Source organism: Amycolatopsis sp. NPDC047767 (assembly GCF_040704195.1).
Classification (GTDB): domain Bacteria; phylum Actinomycetota; class Actinomycetes; order Mycobacteriales; family Pseudonocardiaceae; genus Amycolatopsis.
The window spans coordinates 1-18,497 of the sequence record NZ_JBEYSJ010000063.1 but is presented as its reverse complement, the minus strand read 5'-3'; the positions used below and the strand labels follow the sequence as shown (position 1 = coordinate 18,497).

The window sequence follows — 18,497 nt, the reverse complement described above, 5'->3', positions numbered from 1 at the left end:
AGCGCGAGCTGATCGGCATGCGCTGGTGGCCGCCACGATGTGCTGGGGACGGGCCACCACCCCTCGTCCAGTGCATTGGCGCATTGACGCCACCCGGGGTGTCTGAGGTCGATGATGATCGATTGCAGCCGCTGGGCGTGTGATGGGTCGGACGTCTCAGACCTCAGACACCGAGAGCATAGGTACTTGTCGAAGACGGTTGGAGTCCATCAGCAATCGCTGATCGAAGTGCAGGCCCGAGCAGTTGCTGATGTCTGACGTCTCAGTGCAGCTTCGCCCATGCTTCGTTGATCATTGCTGCGCACACGGCCGGGTCGGTGTTTTCCGGCGTGTCGTCGCCAAGCGGCTTGAGCTGGATCGTCAGGGCTGTATCCGTGCGTTGGCACAGCACGACCGACGTCCTGTCCGGGGAGAGTTGTTCGGACGGGGCGAGGTTGTTGCGCAGAACGCAGGACACGCCGCCGACCTCGCGGAGTTCGTTGAGGGGGCCGGCGAGGCCGTTGTCCTTGTCTTCGTAGGGGACGGCGAGTCCTGGGGCGTGCGCTCGTACGGCGGTGATCTGGAACGCGTGTGCGAAGTCCGGAGCGGTGTAGGTCTGTACGAGTGCTGGCGCGCCGTAGGCGGCGGAGATGCGGTTGCCGTTTTCGCGGTCGTTGGTGGCGTTGTGCTGGGCGAGTTGGCGGTGGGAGTCGTCGTCCTTGACCTTGACCGGTGATACGTCGGCTCGGTCGACGCCGCCGAGGGTGTCGGGTGCTTTGAGCGGTAGGCCGCTGACGGCTCCGGAGTCGTGTGCGGAGAGGATCCACGGGACGCCGACGCCGATCCCGCCGATGGCGAGACCTATCGCCGCGGCGACCGCCAGGGAAACCGGGCGTGAACGGCGCTGTGGTGTCGCGACGGCGAGTACGTCCGGGGGCACCGGCACTTCCTGGGTCACGGGCAGTCCTTAGAGGCATAGGAGATGTCGATCACTGGATCGGCGGGCTGTCGATGTTCGTTACCAATGCTTTGTAACGTCTTGTAGACGGCCTGGACCAAGCGGAGCAGCCGCTGGTCCGTTCGGCACATTCGGTGTTGCTGCAGGTCAGAGGCTTCTCGTGACAAATGCGACATATTGCCGGTCGGTGTGTCTCTTGTGGATCGTGATCACCCGATCGGCGGCTTTGCGGTGCCTTGGTGATCGTGGATTGTTCTTTTTACTTTTGGGTCGCGCGGGTCGGGGGACGCGCGCTGGCCAGGCCGAGGGGGCCGTCTTTCGTGGAGTATCGAAGACTTGCGCGTGGCTTCAAGCTGCGCGTGTTGGGGTTGGTTGTGCTCGTGGTCGCGAGCGTGCTCGTGGTGGTGACGGCGAGTTCGCCGTCGCTGCCGGAGGTGGCGCCTGTGGCGTCGGCGCCCGATGCCGGGGCCGCGTTCGCGGCGGCTAGGCGGCAGGGGACACCGGTAGAGGTATCCGACCAGACGACCGAGACCAAGCGGGTTTTCGCGCAGCCTGACGGGCAGTTGAACGCGGAACTGGCGTCCATGCCGGTCCGGGTGCGCCGCGGAGCCGGCTGGGTGCCGGTGAACACGACGTTGACGAAGTCCGGAAGCGGCTTTGTGCACCCCCAAGCCACTGTGGACGACCTGTCGTTCTCGGCGGGCGGGGACGCGCCGTTGGTGACCTTCGGCAAGGGTGACAAGACGTTGTCGCTGTCGTGGCCGCGGAAATTGCCTGTCCCGACTCTCGACGGGCCGACTGCGACTTACCATGAAGTGTTTCCTGGCGTTGACCTGGTGATGCAGGCTGCCGCCGACGGGTACAACGAGCGGCTCGTCGTCAAGAACGCGACTGCAGCGAAGAACCCGGCGCTGAAGTCCATCGCCTTCAAGCTTGCTGCGAAGGGCGTCACCGTCTCCAGTGACCAGTCGGGCCGGATCAAGGCGGTGGATGCTGCCGGTAACCGCGTTTTCGCGGCGCCCGCGTCGACGATGTGGGACGCGCGTGGTCCCGAGGTCGCGAGTGCACCGGTGGAGGCGACGGTGAAGGAGTCGACGCTGCTGCTCCACCCCGCGGTCGCGATGCTCGAGGATCCGGGGACGCGGTTCCCTGTGGTGATCGACCCGGACATGCGCTCGTGGAACCAGTCGATGTGGGCGAAGGTCTTCAAGGGCTATCCCGATCAGTCCTACGTCAACGGCACGAACGACGGTGATGCATGGGCCAAGGTCGGCCGCTGCACTTTCGATGAATGCAATGACGTCGACGTCGCGCGGACGTACTTCCAGTTCGACACGACGTTCCTTGCCGGCAAGATCATCAACGACGTCAAGTTCGCCACCACCGTGGTGTACGGTCCGAGGTGCAACATCACCAGTGCCCACCAACTGTTCCTCGCGGGGTGGGGCCTGTCCTTCGACACAAACTGGAACAACATGCCCGCCGGCCACCAGGTCGGTCAGGATGTGCAGGTTCCGACCAACTACCCGGGCTGCGATGGCTTCAAGGGCGTCGGCTTCCAACTGACCCCGGCAGACATTCGGGCGGGCACAACGACCAACTACTTCCTCCGAGCCGCGAACGAGTCAGATTCCGACGCCTGGCGAAGGTACGACGTTCCGACGACGTTCCTCAGGGTCAAGTACAACACGCGTCCGAACCCGCCCTACGAGCTGAAGACCGATCCGCCGCTGCCGACCCCGTGCAAGTGGTGCGGCGGCACGCCTTACGTCGGTGACAGCTCCATTCGCCTGATGGGCCGGCTGTCCGATCCGGACGGCAACGACCAGCTCAAGGCGATCTGGGACATCTACGGCGGTCCCAGTGTCGACCACCGCGAACCGGACATCTACCAGGCCTCCGGGGCCTTCTCAAGCACAACGGTCGACCTCTCGACTCGAAACGACCAGGCGATCACGTGGTCCCTCACGGCCTTCGACACAGCCGATCGGGGAAATTCAGTCTCGGGCCCAGGGTTCAAGGTCGACGAGGTCGGCGTCGACAAGCCGCCGGTAGTGTCGGCGCCGGTATATCGCGAAGACAACACCTGGCACGGTGGAGTCGGAGTGTCGGACACGTTCACGTTCACCGCGAACGGCGTGCCGGACGTCGATCACTACCTCTACGGGTGGAATGACGCGCCGTCGACGAAAATCGACGCGGATGCCCTGGGCGGCAAGGCATCGGTTACCTTGACTCCGCCTGGCGACGGCCCTCGTGACCTGTTCGTGCAGAGCGTCGACCGTGCCGGCCACCGCAGCCCGGTGAAGGCGTATCACTTCTACGTGCGAGCCGGGAACGGGCCGCTCGCCCAGTGGTCGTTCGACGGCTCCACCAAAGACTCGGCGACGCTCGGCTTCCGCGACGCCACCCTGCACGGCGCACCGACCTACGTCCAGGGATCGATCGGATCAGCACTCAAGCTCAACGGCTCGAACGACTACGCGACGGCCCCAGTATCGGCGAATACCGCCGCCGGATTCACGTTCGCGGGCTGGGTGAACCTCGCCGCGAAGACGCAGGGCTGGTCGACCATGCTGAGCCAGAACGGTTCGGCGACGACCATGGTCCGGCTCGGCTACACGGGTACGGCGAACGACAAATGGGCGCTAGAGTTGCGTCCTTCGGACTCCACTTCCGCCACGCCGACGACCATCCTATCGTCCGAAAAGGCACAGACTGGGACGTGGACGCATCTGGCAGGTGTCTACGACACGGCCGCGAAGAAGGTCCGGCTCTACGTCAACGGGGACCTCGCCGGCACCGCCGACTGGACCTCGCCGTGGCAGGCGAACGGGGAGTTCGCCCTGGGCCGCAGCACACCTGCCGGAACGGGCTCCGACTATCTGTCCGGCTCGGTCGACGAGGTCCGTACCTACGACCGCGTCTTGACCGACTCGGAAGTGAAGTCGATTGTCACCCTCGACAACGTCGCCGCCGGCTACTGGAACTTCGACGAGTCCGACGGCACGACGGCCCGAAACAGTGCGGCCGGGGGAGAGATGGCGGCGCTGCACACCGGCGCCGCGTTCACGCAACAGGGTGCCGTCAACGGCGCCCTCACCCTCAACGGTACCCAGGGGTACGCGTCGACGAGCGGACCTGCGGTGCGTACCGACCAGAGCTTCACCGTCAACGCCTGGGTGAAGCCGAACACGATCGGTGACATGGCGGCGGTTTCGCAGGACGGGGTGAACGCCAGCGGTCTGTACTTGAAGCAGATCGGCGGAAGCTGGGTCTTCGGGATGAACGCCGGTGACGCCACCAGTGGCACAGCCGCCGAAGCGCGATCGGCCGCGAACACTGTCCAACCGGGAGTGTGGACGCATCTTTCCGGTGTGTACAGCAGCGTCGCCAAGACACTGACCCTGTACGTGAACGGTGTGCAGGCCGGCACCACAACGGCGCCGACCACGCCGTGGATGGCGAACGGGCCGTTCGTCATCGGACGTGGGCAGTACGGCGGACCCACCGGCTTCTGGGCCGGGGCGGTCGACGAGGTGCGTGCCTACAGCCGTCCCCTCGGCGCTTCGGAGATCCAGGGCATCGTCGCGCAGAACAACGTTCCGGCAGCCGCGTGGGCACTCGACGGCGATGCGAAGGACGGCTCGAGCCGCGGTCTCAACGGCACGGTCAGCGGCCAGGTCGATTGGGCGCCGGGTCAGAACATCAACCCGGATCCCAAGGACCTGGCCGCGAACTTCACGGGCGCCGACGGTGCGGTGAGCGCACCGCCGGCCGTCGACACGACGAAGAGCTTCTCGGTCGCCAGCTGGGTGAAGCTAGGTACAAAGACGGCGGGCACGGGCACGGTGGCGAGCCAGAGTGGCTCGAGGGCCTCGTCCTTCATCCTGGGTTACACCGGCAGCGCGATCGACCGGTGGGCATTCGCCATCAGTTCCGCCGACGCCGACGGCCCGCCGGCGGTCACGGTGCAGTCCGACCAGCCCGTGCAGACGGGAGTGTGGACACACCTCGTGGCCAGCTACAACGCCGCCACGAAGGAAATGCAGCTCTACGTCAACGGGAGCCTCGCGGGTTCGACCACCACGAGCGCCGTGTGGAACGCCACCGGCGAGTTCGACATCGGCCGTGGCAAGGACCGAGGTGCGTGGACGAGCCAGCTCACGGGCGCTGTCGACGATGTGAAGGTCTATCCCCGGGCGTTGTTCAGCGACGAGATCCGCACGATGGCGGGACGCGAGCTGAACCTGGTCCACGACTGGCAGCTCGACGAGTCCAGCGGCACGAACGTCGCCGACTCGACAGGGAACCGTCCTGGCTCGCTCAGCAGCGGCGCGCGCCTCGTGCCGGGCCGGGTCGGGAACGCGGTTTCGTTCGACGGCCAGACCGGTGCGGTCTCGACGAGCGGTGTCGAGCTCAGGAGCGACGACAGCTTCACCGTGTCCGCCTGGGTGTACCTCGATCGCAAGAGCGACACCACGTCGAAGTTCACCGCGGTCAGCCTGGACGGCGTGCACACCAGCAAGTTCCGCCTCGGGCACGTCGCCGACGACATGTCCGCGTTCTGCTTCGACGGGATGTCCGACGACCCGAACGCCTGTGGCAAGTGGGTTTTCGAGATGGCGGGCTCCGACGTGGACAGCCCCGTGGTGGCGAAGGCTGCGGTGTCCACGCTGCCGGCCGAGATCAACACCTGGGCGTTCTTGACGGGCGTCTACGACAAGCAGACCGGAAAGACCTGGCTCTACGTCAATGGCAAGCGCGTCGGTGACGGCACGCTCGACACCGCGTGGCAGGCGAGCGGCGGCGCCGAGCTGGGCCGCGGCAAGGTGGCCGGTGCGCCGGCCCAGTTCTGGCCAGGCCGCGTCGACGACGTGCGGCTGTATTCCGGCGTGCTGGACAAGGACCGGATTCTTTCCCTCTACGCGGCCTACCCGGCCCTCGACGAGACACCGCCGGACCTTCCGGTGGCCGACACGGCGTACTGGAAGTTCGACGAGAACACCGGAGTCACGGTGTCGGATTCGAGCAGCCTCGGGCACAACGCCACCATGAAGGGTGGGGCGTCGTGGTTCGGTGGACGGCTCGGAGCCGCCGCGTGGCTTGACGGCACCTCCGGTTACGCCGAGACCGCGGGAGCGGTGCTCGACACGACCAAGAGTTTCTCGGCTGCGGCGTGGGTCGTCCTCACGAAGACCGACACGGGCAACTACGTGGTCCTCGGCCAAGACGGCAATCGCACCAGTGTGTTCCAGCTGCGGTACAGCGGTGACAGCGGAAAGTGGAGCGTCGTTGTTCCGCAAGCGGACCAGGACAATCCTCCGGTCACCACGGTCGTGTCCAACGTGAAGGTCGCCCCGAGCGAGTGGACCCACCTCGGGGTCGTCTACGACGCCCCCGCACATGAGATGAAGCTCTACGTCAACGGTGCGCTCACGACCGTCCAGGTCGGTGTCACGCTCGTAGCGTCCGCTGGGCCGTTCACGATCGGCCGGGGCAAGTGGAACGGCCAGAACAGCGGGTTCTTCCCTCAGGGCATCGACGATGTCCGCGTCTTCGGCAAGGCGCTCAGCGACGGTGAGATCCGCCGTGTCGTCGCGGACGTTTCGGAAGCAGACGCTGGGCAGTGGCACTTCGACAACGGAACCCCGAAGGACTACTCCTGGCGGCACAACGACGCCACGCTGTCCGGAGGCGCGTCGATCGTCGCCGGTGGTGTCATGGGCAACGCGCTGCAGCTCGACGGCATGACCGGAGTCGCGACCACATCGGACGGGGGAGTGCCGATGGCGCGCAGCTTCACCGTCTCCGCGTGGGCGAAGCTGACCCGGACCGACAAGGTCGCCACGGTCATGAGTCAGGACGGCACCCGGATGAGCGGGTTCGTCCTGCAGTACCGGCCGCAGCTCAACCGCTGGGTCTTCGGTGCCGCCACTGAGGACAAGGACGCTGCGCCGCTCAACTACACGGCGTCGTTTCAGGTGCCCGAGGTGAACCGCTGGACCGCGCTGACCGGTGTTTACGACGCCGGCGCGGCTCAGTTCCGGCTGTATGTCGACGGGCAGCTCGGCGGCGTGCAGAACAACGTCTCCCCGTGGCCGGCGACTCACGGCCTCGCAATCGGGCGCGACCTGGTCAACGGTAGTCCGGCCGAGTTCTTCCCCGGCATGATCGACGAGGTCTCGACCCACTACGACGCGATGCCCGAGGACGCCATCCAGCGCCGGGCCAGCTGGCCGGCTCCGACGACAGGGCAGCTCGGACGATATGCCGACGGAGCGGGCCGACGGGGGACCTACACGACAACCGGGAAGGCTCCCGACGGGTACCACTTCGACCAGAGCCTCGGCCTGCTGGTCGACGATAGCCAGCCGAACACCCGCACGTTGTACTCGTGCTACCTGGGTATGGACGCGTTCACCTCGCCTGACCCGGCATGCGAGGGCCAGACCGTGGGCGGGCCGATCGGGTCGGTGTACACGGTTCAACCGACGAACATCGCGACGGTCGCGGTCTACCGGTGCAACAACGGTCCGGATCACTTCGAGTCGCTCGACGCCGCGTGCGAAGGTGCGACGGGGGAGGGGATCCTCGGCTACACGCTCGCCTATGCGCCCCTGCTCCGCTACAACAGCAGCACGACGGACGACCATTTCACCACGGCGGAGGGCGTGCGGCCTGGGTACATCCTCGAGGGGCAACACGGGTTCGTGGCGTTGGATCCCCCGTCCAGCACCCAGGCGATCACCAGCTGCGTGACGGACACCGACCAGTTCGTGTCGACCGATGCTCTCTGCGAGGGCAAAACGGTGATCGGCACGACGGGCCGGTTGTGGACCGCAGCCCCGGTCGGCGTTGCGGCGAATCCGATCTACCGCTGCATCAGCCCGGTGGGGGAGTCGATGATCAGCACACTGGCCACCTGTGAGGGCTGGACCGTCGACAAGCTGCTCGGTTACGCGCTGGACAAGGTGCCCGACGATGCGCCTGTGTTCCCGGCCGGTGCTCGCTCGGCCGCCGCGCTGATCCTTCCGGACAAGTCCACCTCGACCCCGGCGAGGACTGCCGTTTCGCCTGGTTGATCCCTTCCGAACCGACAACGGCGATGGGTGGTGCCGGGCCACCCTCACCACCCATCGCCACCTTGCCCCGCGTTTCCAGGACCCCGTCCTGCCCAGCCTGGAGGAACCATGCGCACGTCGCCGACGCACCGCGGTCGTCGCGGCCTGATCACGGCGCTCGTCTGCTCGCTTGTTCTGACCGCCGTCAGCACCAACAGCGTCGCCAACGCTGCCGGCGGTCCGAGCGTGCAGCTGCCGGACTACCCGTCGACACCGGTTACTCAGCAGACCATGACGTCGCGGGCTCCCGACGAGGCGTCCACGAAAGCGCTCACCGGCAATCAGCCGGCCGGCTCGACCGCACCGGACGGCGGCGGCGATACCAGGGCAACCTCGCTCAGCCCGTCCGCGACCTGGGACGTGACTGCGCAGACCGGCGACTTCAGCTGGTCGTACCCGCTCGACGTGCCGCCGGTTCCCGGGGATCTGACTCCGAGCTTGGCGCTGTCCTATTCGTCGTCCTCCGTCGACGGGCACACCAGCGCCACGAACAACCAAGCCTCGTGGATCGGTGACGGCTGGGACCTCGCTCCGGGATTTGTGGAGCGCACCTACGGCTCATGCCAGGAAGACAAGGAAGGCGGCACGACGCCGCCCAAGGTCGGTGACCTGTGCTGGAAGTCCGACAACGCGACCGCCGCGTACAACGGCTCCGGCGGCATGCTGATCCACGACACCACCAAGAACGTCTGGCGGCAACGCAGTGACAGCGGGGCCCGCATCGAGCACGTGACCGGCTCGGGCAACGGCGCGCACGATGGCGAGTCCTGGCAGATCACCACGGTCGACGGCACCCAGTACTTCTTCGGTTCGACTGCCTCGGCGAACTCCACCTGGACTGTTCCTGTTTACGGCGACGACGCGGGTGAACCGTGCCACGCGGCGAACAACGTCTTCGAAGACTCGTCGTGTGTTCAGGGTTACCGCTGGAACCTCGACAAGGTGATCGACCCGCACGGCAACGAAATCCTCTACACCTACGACGTCGAGACCAACAAGTACGGCCAGGACGGCAAGGACACTCCCGTCTCGTACGTCCGCGGTGGCACGCTCCGGGAGATCCAGTACGGACTGAACACCCACGTCGGCGCCCCTGCCGTCGGCAAGGTCGTCTTCACACCGGCAGACCGGTGTGTGCCGGGCAGTCTGTGCACGTTCGACAAGCCCGAGAACTGGCCGGACGTACCGCTGACGGATCGATGCGACACGGCCAGCTGCAAGGACCACCCCAGCCCCACGTTCTGGTCCACGAAGCGTCTCGCCAAGATCACCGCGCAGGTCCGGTCCGGATCCGGCTACGCCGACGTGACCAGTTGGTCTTTCGATCAGCAGTTCCCCGATCCCGGTGACGGCGAGAAGGCAGCCCTCTGGCTGAAGGGCATCACCCGCACTGGACTCGTCGGTACCCCGATCTCCCTTCCTCCGGTTACCTTCGAGGGTAAGAAGCTCGCGAACCGGGTCGACAAGGCCGACGGCATCGGCCCGCTCAACCGCTACCGGCTGTCCGCGATCGTCTCCGAGTCGGGCGGCGTGACCACGGTCAACTACGCCGATCCGGACTGCACCGCGACGTCGCTGCCGGCGAACCCCGAGACCAATACCAAGCGCTGTTTCCCTGTCACATGGGCGCCGAAGAGCTTCGCCGAGCGCACCGACTACTTTCAGAAGTACGTCGTCTCCTCGATCGTGCAGTCCGACCGGATCAGCTCGAGCACCGAGCAGCTCACGAGCTACGAGTACCCCGAAGGCGCGGCGTGGCACTACAGCACCTCGGAGTTCACCCCGGACGACAAGAAGAGCTGGGACGAGTTCCGCGGCTTCGGGAAGGTGATCGTCAGAACCGGGCGGCCTGACGACCCTGACGGCCCGCAGACCTACACCGAAACCCGGTACTTCCGGGGCATGAACGGGGACAAGCTCCCCAACAACGGCAAGCGGTCGATCTCGGTGGCTGACGACGAGAACGGCAGCTACGTCGACGAAGACTGGTTGCAGGGCTTCACGCTCGAGAGCATCACGAAGAACGGCGCCAACGGGGCTGTCGTCGGCAAGTCCATCACCGAACCCAGCTGGCAAGGTCCGACCGCGACCCGGGCTGCCTACAACGCGTACATCGTGCACCCAGGCACTTCCCGGTCGTTCACCGCTCTTGCCGCCGGTGGCTGGCGAACCACCAAAACGACGACGACGTACGACGCGAACGGCCTGCCTACGCAGGTGAACGACCTCGGGGACGTCAACGACGCCACCGATGACCGCTGCACGACCACGACGTACGCGCAGAACTCGACGCTGTGGCTGCTGTCGTACCCATCGCGAGTCGAGAACACAGCTGTCGCCTGCGGAACTCCTCCGGTCTACCCGCGCGACGTCACCTCCGACACGCGGTCCACTTACGACAAGCTGACCTTCGGCGCCGCTCCCAGCACCGGTGACGTCACAATGGCGGAGGACCTGGACGCCTACGACGCCGGAAAGCCCGTGTACCGGACGGCGGCGAAGACCGAGCGCGATGTCTACGGCCGCACTACCAAGGTGATCGACGCAGCCGGCCACGAGGCCACCAGCACGTACACACCCGCCACCGGCGGACCTGTCACGCAGCTCGAAACGGCGAACACGCTCAAGCAGAAGACCACCACGGTCTTCGAGCCCGCGTGGGGCGCGGCCAAGACCACCACGGATGCCAACGCGCGCGTCACGGAGATCACGTACGACGCGCTCGGCCGCAACACCGAGGTGTGGCAGCCGAACCGACCTCGTGCGGACAATCCGCAGGGAAGCCTGCGGTACTCCTACGACATCCGAAACGACGCGCCGAGCTCCGTCACCACGACCCAGGTGAACGCCAACGGCCGGTTCACCACGTCGGCGACCATCTACGACAGCTTCTACCGGCCGCGTCAGGTCCAGACACCGGCGCCCGGCGGCGGTCGGCTTCTGGTGGACACCCGCTACGACTCGCAGAACCGCGCGTACAAGACGACTCAGCCGTTCTTCAACGACCAGAACGTCGACACCAAGCTCTGGGTCGCCAGTGACACCGACATCCCCGGCCTGACCTTGAGCCAGTTCGACGGTGCCGGCCGGCCGATCGCCTCCATCTACCAAGCGGGAGGCGCCGATAAGTGGCGCAGCACGACCACGTACGGCGGTGACCGGACCAACGTGACCCCGCCGGCCGGCGGCGTCGCCACGACCACCATCACCGATGCACGCGGCCACACCACCGCGTTGCGGCAGTACCACGGCCCGCAGCCCACCGGCGACTACGACGAAACCACCTACAAGTACACGCCCGGCGACCAGCTCGCGTCGGTTACGGACTCGAGTGGTAACCACTGGGCCTACACCTACGACATCCACGGCCAGCTCAAGCAGGCCGACGACCCCGACCGTGGCGCGACGACGTACACGTACAACCAGCTCGGCCAGCAGACCAGCACGACCGACGCCCGCAACGTCACCCTCGCCTACACCTACGACGACCTGGGTCGGAAGACCGGCGAATACCAGGGCAGCACCACCGGTACCAAGCTTGCCGAGTGGGCCTACGACACCGCGTTCAAGGGCGTCGGCCAGATGGCGAGCTCCACCCGTTGGGTCAACGGCAACGCCTACACCGAGAAGGTCAATGCGTACTCGCCGCTCTACCAGCCGGCGATCCAGACAATGACCATTCCGGCGACCGAGGGTCCGAAGCTTGCCGGCTCTTACCAGACGTTCCTGTCCTACAACCCCGATGGCAGCCTCGGCGGCTCCAGCTTCCCCGCGACCGCCGACACGACCGCCGAGAGCATGCTCTACGTCTACGACGACCTCGGCGACCCGCTCACCACGACCGGCGACGACGACTACGTCACTTCGTCCGACTACAGCCCCTACGGCGAGATCCAGCGTCTGCAGCTCGGCGAAGAGGGCCACCGAGCCTGGCTGACGTACCTCTACGACGACCACACCCGGCGTCTGGACCGCAGCGTCGTCGACGCCGAGGTCCCACACGCGATGCAGTCGGACGCCCACTACGCCTACAACCCGGCCGGCAACATCACATCGATCTCCAACATCCCGCTGGACCAGCCCGCGGACAACCAGTGCTTCCGCTACGACTACCTCCAGCGCCTGACCGACGCGTGGACCCCGTCTGCCGGAGCTTGTGACACCGACCCGAACGTGGCTTCCTTGTCGGGCCCGGCCCCGTACTGGCAGTCCTTCACCTACGACAAGTCCGGCAACCGGCTCACCGACACCGAGCACACGAGCGCTGGCGACGTCACCCGCAAGTACAACTACGCCGACCCTGGTGCAGCGAAACCGCACCTGCTGAACTCGATCAGCGCCCCCGGCAAGCCGGATGCGTCGTACACCTACGACCAGGTCGGCAACACCAAGACCCGCCCGGGCACGTCGACGACGCAGAACCTCGACTGGACCGTCGAAGGCCGGCTCGACTCCGTGACGGAGGGCGCGACCACAACCAGCTACACCTACGACGCCGACGGCAGCCGGCTGCTCCGTCACGACCCCACCGGCACCACCCTGTACCTCGGTGGGCAAGAGGTCCACGTCGACAACGCCGGCCAGGCCGCCACGACCCGCTACTACAGCCACGGCGGCGCGACCGTCGCCGTCCGCACCGGGGGCACGTTGACCTGGTTGGCCGGTGACCACCAGGGCACCAGCCAGGTGGCCATCAACTCGACCGACCTGAGCGTTACCCAACGCCGCCAGACCCCGTTCGGTACACCGCGCGGACCCTCCACCGACCTGCCCGGCGACCGCGGCTTCGTCGGTGGGACTGAGGACAGTTCGACGGGGCTCACGCAGCTTGGTGCTCGTGCATACGATGCATCTGCCGGGCGTTTCGTGTCGCTGGACCCGGTGCTGGATCCGACGAACCCACAGCAGATAAATGGGTACTCGTACGCGAACAATAGCCCGATCGCGCAGAGTGACCCATCTGGTCTCGAACCTCAGGTTATTCCGGTCGGCTGCAAGGGCAGTTTGCTCGAATGTCGTAACGAAGGCTACGGAGCCGAGCCGGGTGATTTTCAGAAGGCCGCCGATGCCCAAAATAAACGCGCCGAGCAGCAGTATGAGAAAAAGGTTACGGACGCTTGGGTGAAGGCAAACGCACCTAAGACCACTGAGCACGCCGACCTCATGTTCTGGTTTGATTCCGTCATGCATCAGTCTGGGGGTGACTGGTGGAGAAACGAAATATCCGATCACGAGGGTATTTGTTTTGGGCGCACAGGGTGCGAAAAGGCGCGCGGCTATCTGATTACCCACGAGAATGATGTCGAAGGCGCAAAAGTAATTGCGGCAACTTACTGTTTGGATAATTACGAGAAGTGTCAAAGGGACTCGCGAATTGCCGGCTTCGGCGAGGAATTACTCGGCTTGGTCCCCTTGTTGGTCGGCGAAGGCATGCCCCAGCGGGGACTGGGCGGAGCCGCAGCCGAGGACGTCGCGGCAACCTCCTGCCGCAACAGCTTTGCCGGAGACACCGCAGTGCTCATGGCCGACGGTTCGAAGAAGCCGATCGAGGACGTCAAGGTCGGCGACAAGGTCCGCAACGCCCAGCCCGACAGCAGTAATACCGAGATTCACACCGTCACAGCCCTGCACGTCACCGACACCGACCGCGACTTCGTCGACGTCACCGTCGCCACCGCAGACGGCCCAAAGAAGATCACCTCCACCGCACATCACCTGTGGTACGACGTCACCACCCATGCCTGGACCGACGCCGCCAACCTCCGGCCCGGCGACCTGCTTGACACGCCCGGCGACGGCCATGCCACCATCCGAACCCTTTACCGTTACAGCAGCAGCTTCCGCACGTACAACCTCACCGTTGACACCACTCACACGTACTATGTGCTTGCTGGGAAAACTCCAGTGCTCGTGCACAATGTGGGGAATTGTCCGGTAAACGGGTTTCCGCATGGGGATCTCGGAGAGATGGCAACATTTGACAGGCTCAACAAGGCCGGATACACGAATATCACCCCGCAGGTGCGATTCAAGAACAGCAATGGCGATGTTTTCATCGCGGACTTCGTCGCAAAAGACGCAAATGGTAACTGGTTTTCAGTTGAATCCAAAGTGGGAACTGGCACTATGACTGATCATCAAGCGGTCGGATATCCGGAGCTTTCCCGGGGTGGGGCAGTTCTTGACACAAGCAAATTGCGGAAATATGGAATTGAGCAGGGTACTACGATGAGGATGCCGGTCGAGATCGATCATTGGCAGTGTGGTCTATGTAACCCTTGATGAATCAGGTTCTCATGCGTTCTTCGCGATGCTCTCAAGAGCGTTATTCCTACGGGTGGGCGACTCCCCCTGTTTGTGTCAGTCCTGGCGCATGCGGCATAATGGAGGGATGGCTACTAATGAGCAGGTTGCGCGTCTTGCCGAGCGGCTGATTGGGCTGGAGCGGCCCAGCGATGTCTTCCTGGCTGCCGGCGAGTGGATGGCCCATCGGTTGGAGCCCGACGGATTTCGTTGGCTCAAAAGTCGGACCAGCCTGGAGCGCCGACTTGATGGCCGACTTGAGCGTATAGAGCTCGAGTCTAGTCACTGGAACAGGGCCGGTAAATTCATCGCGTTTGGAATCGTCGCTTTGGAGGTCTTCGATGATGAACTGCGAGCATGGAGGCTGTCGAATGCGGACCGTACGGCGCAGCGTCCAGGGGCGATGGAAGGAATTTTATGTGCCACTAGCTTCCTTGATATCTGCCGGGATTACAGGGCGATCATCACGGTTCCTGTCGGCAGGGTTGAGGCGGTCGATCGGCTGTATGGGCAAGTAAAAGAAGTCGCGTTGCCATGGTTTGGATCGTCCGAAAGCCCTGAGCGCCTGGCGACTGCCATTTCGGACGATCTCCTTCGACCGACCGAATTTGCGCAAGACTTGGTGGAATTTCTCGTTAGTCGAGGTCTCTTGGAGGAGGCTAGGTCACTGATTCAGCGAGTTCTTGCGCTCGGAGAAATGCATCGTAAATACTTCAATGAAGGACGTCAACTCGCCATTAAAGGTGAGCGTCCTGCATGGCATTCACCGCAGTCACTGGGGTGGAGCAGTGAGGTGTTGGAACTGGTTTAGTCTAGTCGACATCCTTGAATTCTTGAAGAGTTCCATTGGGGAGGTGGGCGAGTGTCAGCTCGTGGCCTAGAGCGCTTGTCGCCGATCATCCCGCCCGCAATCAATCAACCCCTAAAGGATGTTGAGCTCCGGGTTCGCAGTTCGCGGTAGATTCAAGCGGTGAACCGAAATATTCAGCATGAAGTCCGGCTCGTCGAGGCAAGCTGTGCTTTTCTGCCTGGTGCAGATGGCTCGGCGCGCGCACTCGGCCTCCCGGCGACACTTTGGTTCTGGACGACCTTGTCGGCGCCGGGGAACAGGATTCCGACGCGGCTCGGCAGGGTGCCGCGGACCGCATCGGTCGCCTGATTTTGCTAGCGTTCGCCCTCGAAAGATGGATTCGTCGTGGCACGAGAGACCGCACGCTCGGGAGCGGGCGACGCGGCGGATCCGACGGGCGCCAACCTGCTCGCCTCCGCTCTCATCATTTGTTTCGAGCTAAGCCGGAACGAGCGCGACATCGACAAAGCGATCGCGCTACTCCGCCCACTGACCGATCGCGGCCCGGAGAACATCGGCCGGCCGCCGCGACCGCCGTCTTGAGGGACGCCTTGCGGCAGAAATTCACTTGTTCAGGCGAGATCGCCTATCTGGACCGTGCAGTGGACCTTTACCCCATGGGGCCTGGGGCGCCTTCGGGGCCGACGAGTGAGAACCTGCAGGTCAGGCGGGGATCCGGAGCGTTGTGGTTAACGTGCAAGATCGTCCTCGGACACAAAAAGTGGTGAACTTTCACCGATCCTTTCACGGTCAGCCGATCCTGCGGGAGCAGGGTCGGCTTTGTGCTGTCGCCCCTTCGCCGCGCGGGTGGTGGCGGGCATGACGCCGATCGTCGCTCCCGTGATCCCCTCCTCCAAAGCGGGACTCGGACCCGCGGGTCCGGTCGCGTTGCCGGGGGTGTCGCGGCTGCCGCTGCCAGAGCCGGTGGTGCGCGAGCCCTCGACCGTGCTTGAGTACGACATCGCCCGGGTTGATCGCTCGGGTCGGCTGTGTGTGCGGCCGGTGCTGGACCGGCTTGGGTGGCCGTCGGCGGTGCGGTTGGCCGCGGCGGTGGTCGGCACGTCGGTGGTGATGCATCCGGCGCTGGATGGAGTGTTTTCGCTGGGTTCGCGCCGGACGCTGGTGCTGCCGGCGATCATCCGCCGCCAGTGGCCTCTCGGCCGGTGATGGTGTGCTGTTGGCCGCGGATCCGGCCCGCGGTGTGCTGGTGGTGCATCCGCTGCGGTCGCTGGAACGCCTAGTTCTCGGGTATCACGCCAGTCTGCTGGGCGGTGACGATGATGCCCGCTGAACAGGCAGAACTCGACGCCGCCCGGTTGCTGCTGTCGAAGATGGGCATCAACCCGGCCGACCTGGTGTCCGAGCCAGAGCAGCGGAAGCCAATCCCGACGATCTCGGAATACCTACCCGCCGTCCAACGGGCCGTGTCGGCGGCCACGGCCCGGGCCTACTCGTCGTACTGGCGCCGGCTGGAAGAGGCGTGGGGGAGCCGTCGCTTGGACGAGCCGACGCCGACGGAGATCAAGGAGCTCGCGGAGGCGGCGAAGCAGCAGGCGCTGGTCCGGCGCAACTCCCGCGGCGGCCGTAGCGCCGCGGAAAACTTCATCGCCGCGGTCCGCTGCCTCTACCGCCACGCCGTCAACGACGAGATCCTGCGCGAGACTGAGAACCCCGCGCGGCGCGTCCCGAAACCCCGCCGGCTCCCGTCCCTGCGCCGCGCACTGCACGAACCACTGCTGGTCGAGATCAACGAGGTCGCCGCGACCACGGGCGACGACCCCGGGCTGGACACCCTCCTGCTGCGGCTGCACACCGAGACCGCCTGCCGCCGCGGCGGCGCCCTCGGCCTGCGACCACGAGACCTCGACGAGACCCAATGTCTCGTGCTCCTGCGGGAAAAAGACGGCACCAGCCGGCTCCAACCGGTGTCCCGCACGCTCATGAGCCAGCTTCTCGCCCACGCAGAGGAGAGGGGTGCGACCCATCCGGACGGGCCGCTGCTGCGCTACCGCACGGGGGAGCCGATCACCAAACGCCGCTACGACCACCTCTGGGACCGCCTCGGCCGCCACATCCCCTCGATCCGCACGCAGAACATCTCCACCCATTGGCTGCGCCACACCACCCTGACCTGGGTTGAACGCCACTTCGGCTACGCCACCGCCCATGCTTTCGCCGGCCATGCCGACGCCTCCGACAGTGCCACCATCACCTACATCAAAGCCGACCTCACCGACATCGCCACCGCCCTGCAAATCCTTACTAGCGAACCCCACCCCCTCGCACGGCAAGCCCTCACCGAGCCGGCAGGCGTGCCCGTTTCCCTGCCCGGAAAGGTGGTTCGGACATGACCCGCATCCTCGGCCGGCTCACCCAGGACGTCGCGCTGTCCATCCAGTGCGCCTGCACCGGGTTAGTTGCCCTCGGCGCCGCCTACGCCTCCTACCGGCACGGCCGCGAGTTCGCGCTCCGCTTCGGCGCCGACACCGTGACCGCGTCGATCTGGCCACTGCTCGTGGACGGCCTGCTGACCATCGCGACAGTGGAACTGTGGAAGACCCACCGGACCGGCAGGGCGTCGGGCCGGTGGGTCGCCTGGCTGGCATTCGTGTTCGGCATCTGCTTGTCGCTGGTTGCCAATATCTGCTCGGCACCCATGCTCAGCGTGCTGCAGGTGACGGTCGCTGCGTGCCCGCCGTTGGTGCTGTTGCTGGCGGTCGAGTTGCTCAACGGAGCGCTCAAACGCCGCGCCGGCACCGAGACCAGCTCCGAGACTGCCCGGTGCGAGCACCAGCGAGACGAGACCGGTCTCGTCGGCGACCGCAGCATCGAGACCAACGAGGTCGTCCGCCTGCTCTCGGTACCAGCCTCCGACGCTCAGCCCGACGGCTGCACCGCCGAGCAACGTATGTGGGCCCACTACATCAGCCAGACGGCCGCCGGACACACACCATCCGGCGCCGAACTCGACCGCGTCGCCGGCACACACAACTACGGTCGACGCATCCTGCGCGAATGGCGCGCAGCCAACAAAATCCCCAGGGCATCAACAGCTCACCATTGCTAACTGAGGACACGCCCAGTTCGGTCGCCGCCCGGAGCGCAGTGACCTCACTTGGCTTCGGTATTGATTTCCGTAAATTGATCAGCGGCCGGGCACACGCACCAAATTGAGGTGCCGAGCAGGAGGGTCTGCTCAGGGTTTGGTTGACACCTGATGTGTGAGGCTTCGGCCTTGCTTGGAAGGATGTCATCGTGCCCAAGCCCTATCCCCGTGAGTTCC

General features: G+C 65.3%; 8 protein-coding genes. 7 read left to right on the top strand and 1 reads right to left on the bottom strand.

Annotated elements, in window-relative coordinates; all coding sequences use genetic code 11:
• Positions 1 to 262 precede the first annotated feature (262 nt).
• A complete protein-coding gene (locus AB0878_RS48325) occupies positions 263 to 937 on the bottom strand; it encodes a hypothetical protein (RefSeq protein WP_366590190.1) in 675 nt (224 codons plus the stop codon).
• 362 nt (positions 938 to 1,299) lie between these two features.
• Here AB0878_RS48325 and AB0878_RS48320 point away from each other — a divergent pair, with 362 nt between their 5' ends.
• The 7 genes from AB0878_RS48320 (at position 1,300) to AB0878_RS48290 (ending at position 18,281) form a co-directional block, all read left to right on the top strand.
• Positions 1,300 to 8,022, top strand: a complete 6,723-nt coding sequence (locus AB0878_RS48320) for a LamG domain-containing protein (protein ID WP_366590188.1) — start codon at positions 1,300 to 1,302, stop codon at positions 8,020 to 8,022.
• Between the two features lie 108 nt (positions 8,023 to 8,130).
• Complete coding sequence (locus AB0878_RS48315) at positions 8,131 to 14,343, top strand: RHS repeat-associated core domain-containing protein (protein WP_366590185.1); 6,213 nt, start codon at positions 8,131 to 8,133, stop codon at positions 14,341 to 14,343.
• 109 nt (positions 14,344 to 14,452) lie between these two features.
• On the top strand, positions 14,453 to 15,175 hold the full coding sequence (locus AB0878_RS48310) for a hypothetical protein (protein WP_366590183.1): 723 nt from the start codon (positions 14,453 to 14,455) through the stop codon (positions 15,173 to 15,175).
• Positions 15,176 to 15,559: 384 nt separating this feature from the next.
• A complete protein-coding gene (locus AB0878_RS48305) occupies positions 15,560 to 15,757 on the top strand; it encodes a hypothetical protein (RefSeq protein WP_366590181.1) in 198 nt (65 codons plus the stop codon).
• Positions 15,758 to 16,033: 276 nt separating this feature from the next.
• Positions 16,034 to 16,381 (top strand): hypothetical protein, encoded by a 348-nt coding sequence (locus tag AB0878_RS48300; RefSeq protein ID WP_366590179.1) that lies wholly within the window; start codon positions 16,034 to 16,036, stop codon positions 16,379 to 16,381.
• A 113-nt stretch (positions 16,382 to 16,494) separates the two neighbouring features.
• Entirely contained in the window at positions 16,495 to 17,565 is a 1,071-nt protein-coding gene (locus AB0878_RS48295) for a tyrosine-type recombinase/integrase (RefSeq protein ID WP_366590177.1), read from the top strand.
• Positions 17,562 to 18,281, top strand: a complete 720-nt coding sequence (locus AB0878_RS48290; protein ID WP_366590174.1) for a DUF2637 domain-containing protein — start codon at positions 17,562 to 17,564, stop codon at positions 18,279 to 18,281. Before AB0878_RS48295 ends, AB0878_RS48290 begins: the two co-directional genes overlap by 4 nt.
• Positions 18,282 to 18,497 lie beyond the last annotated feature (216 nt).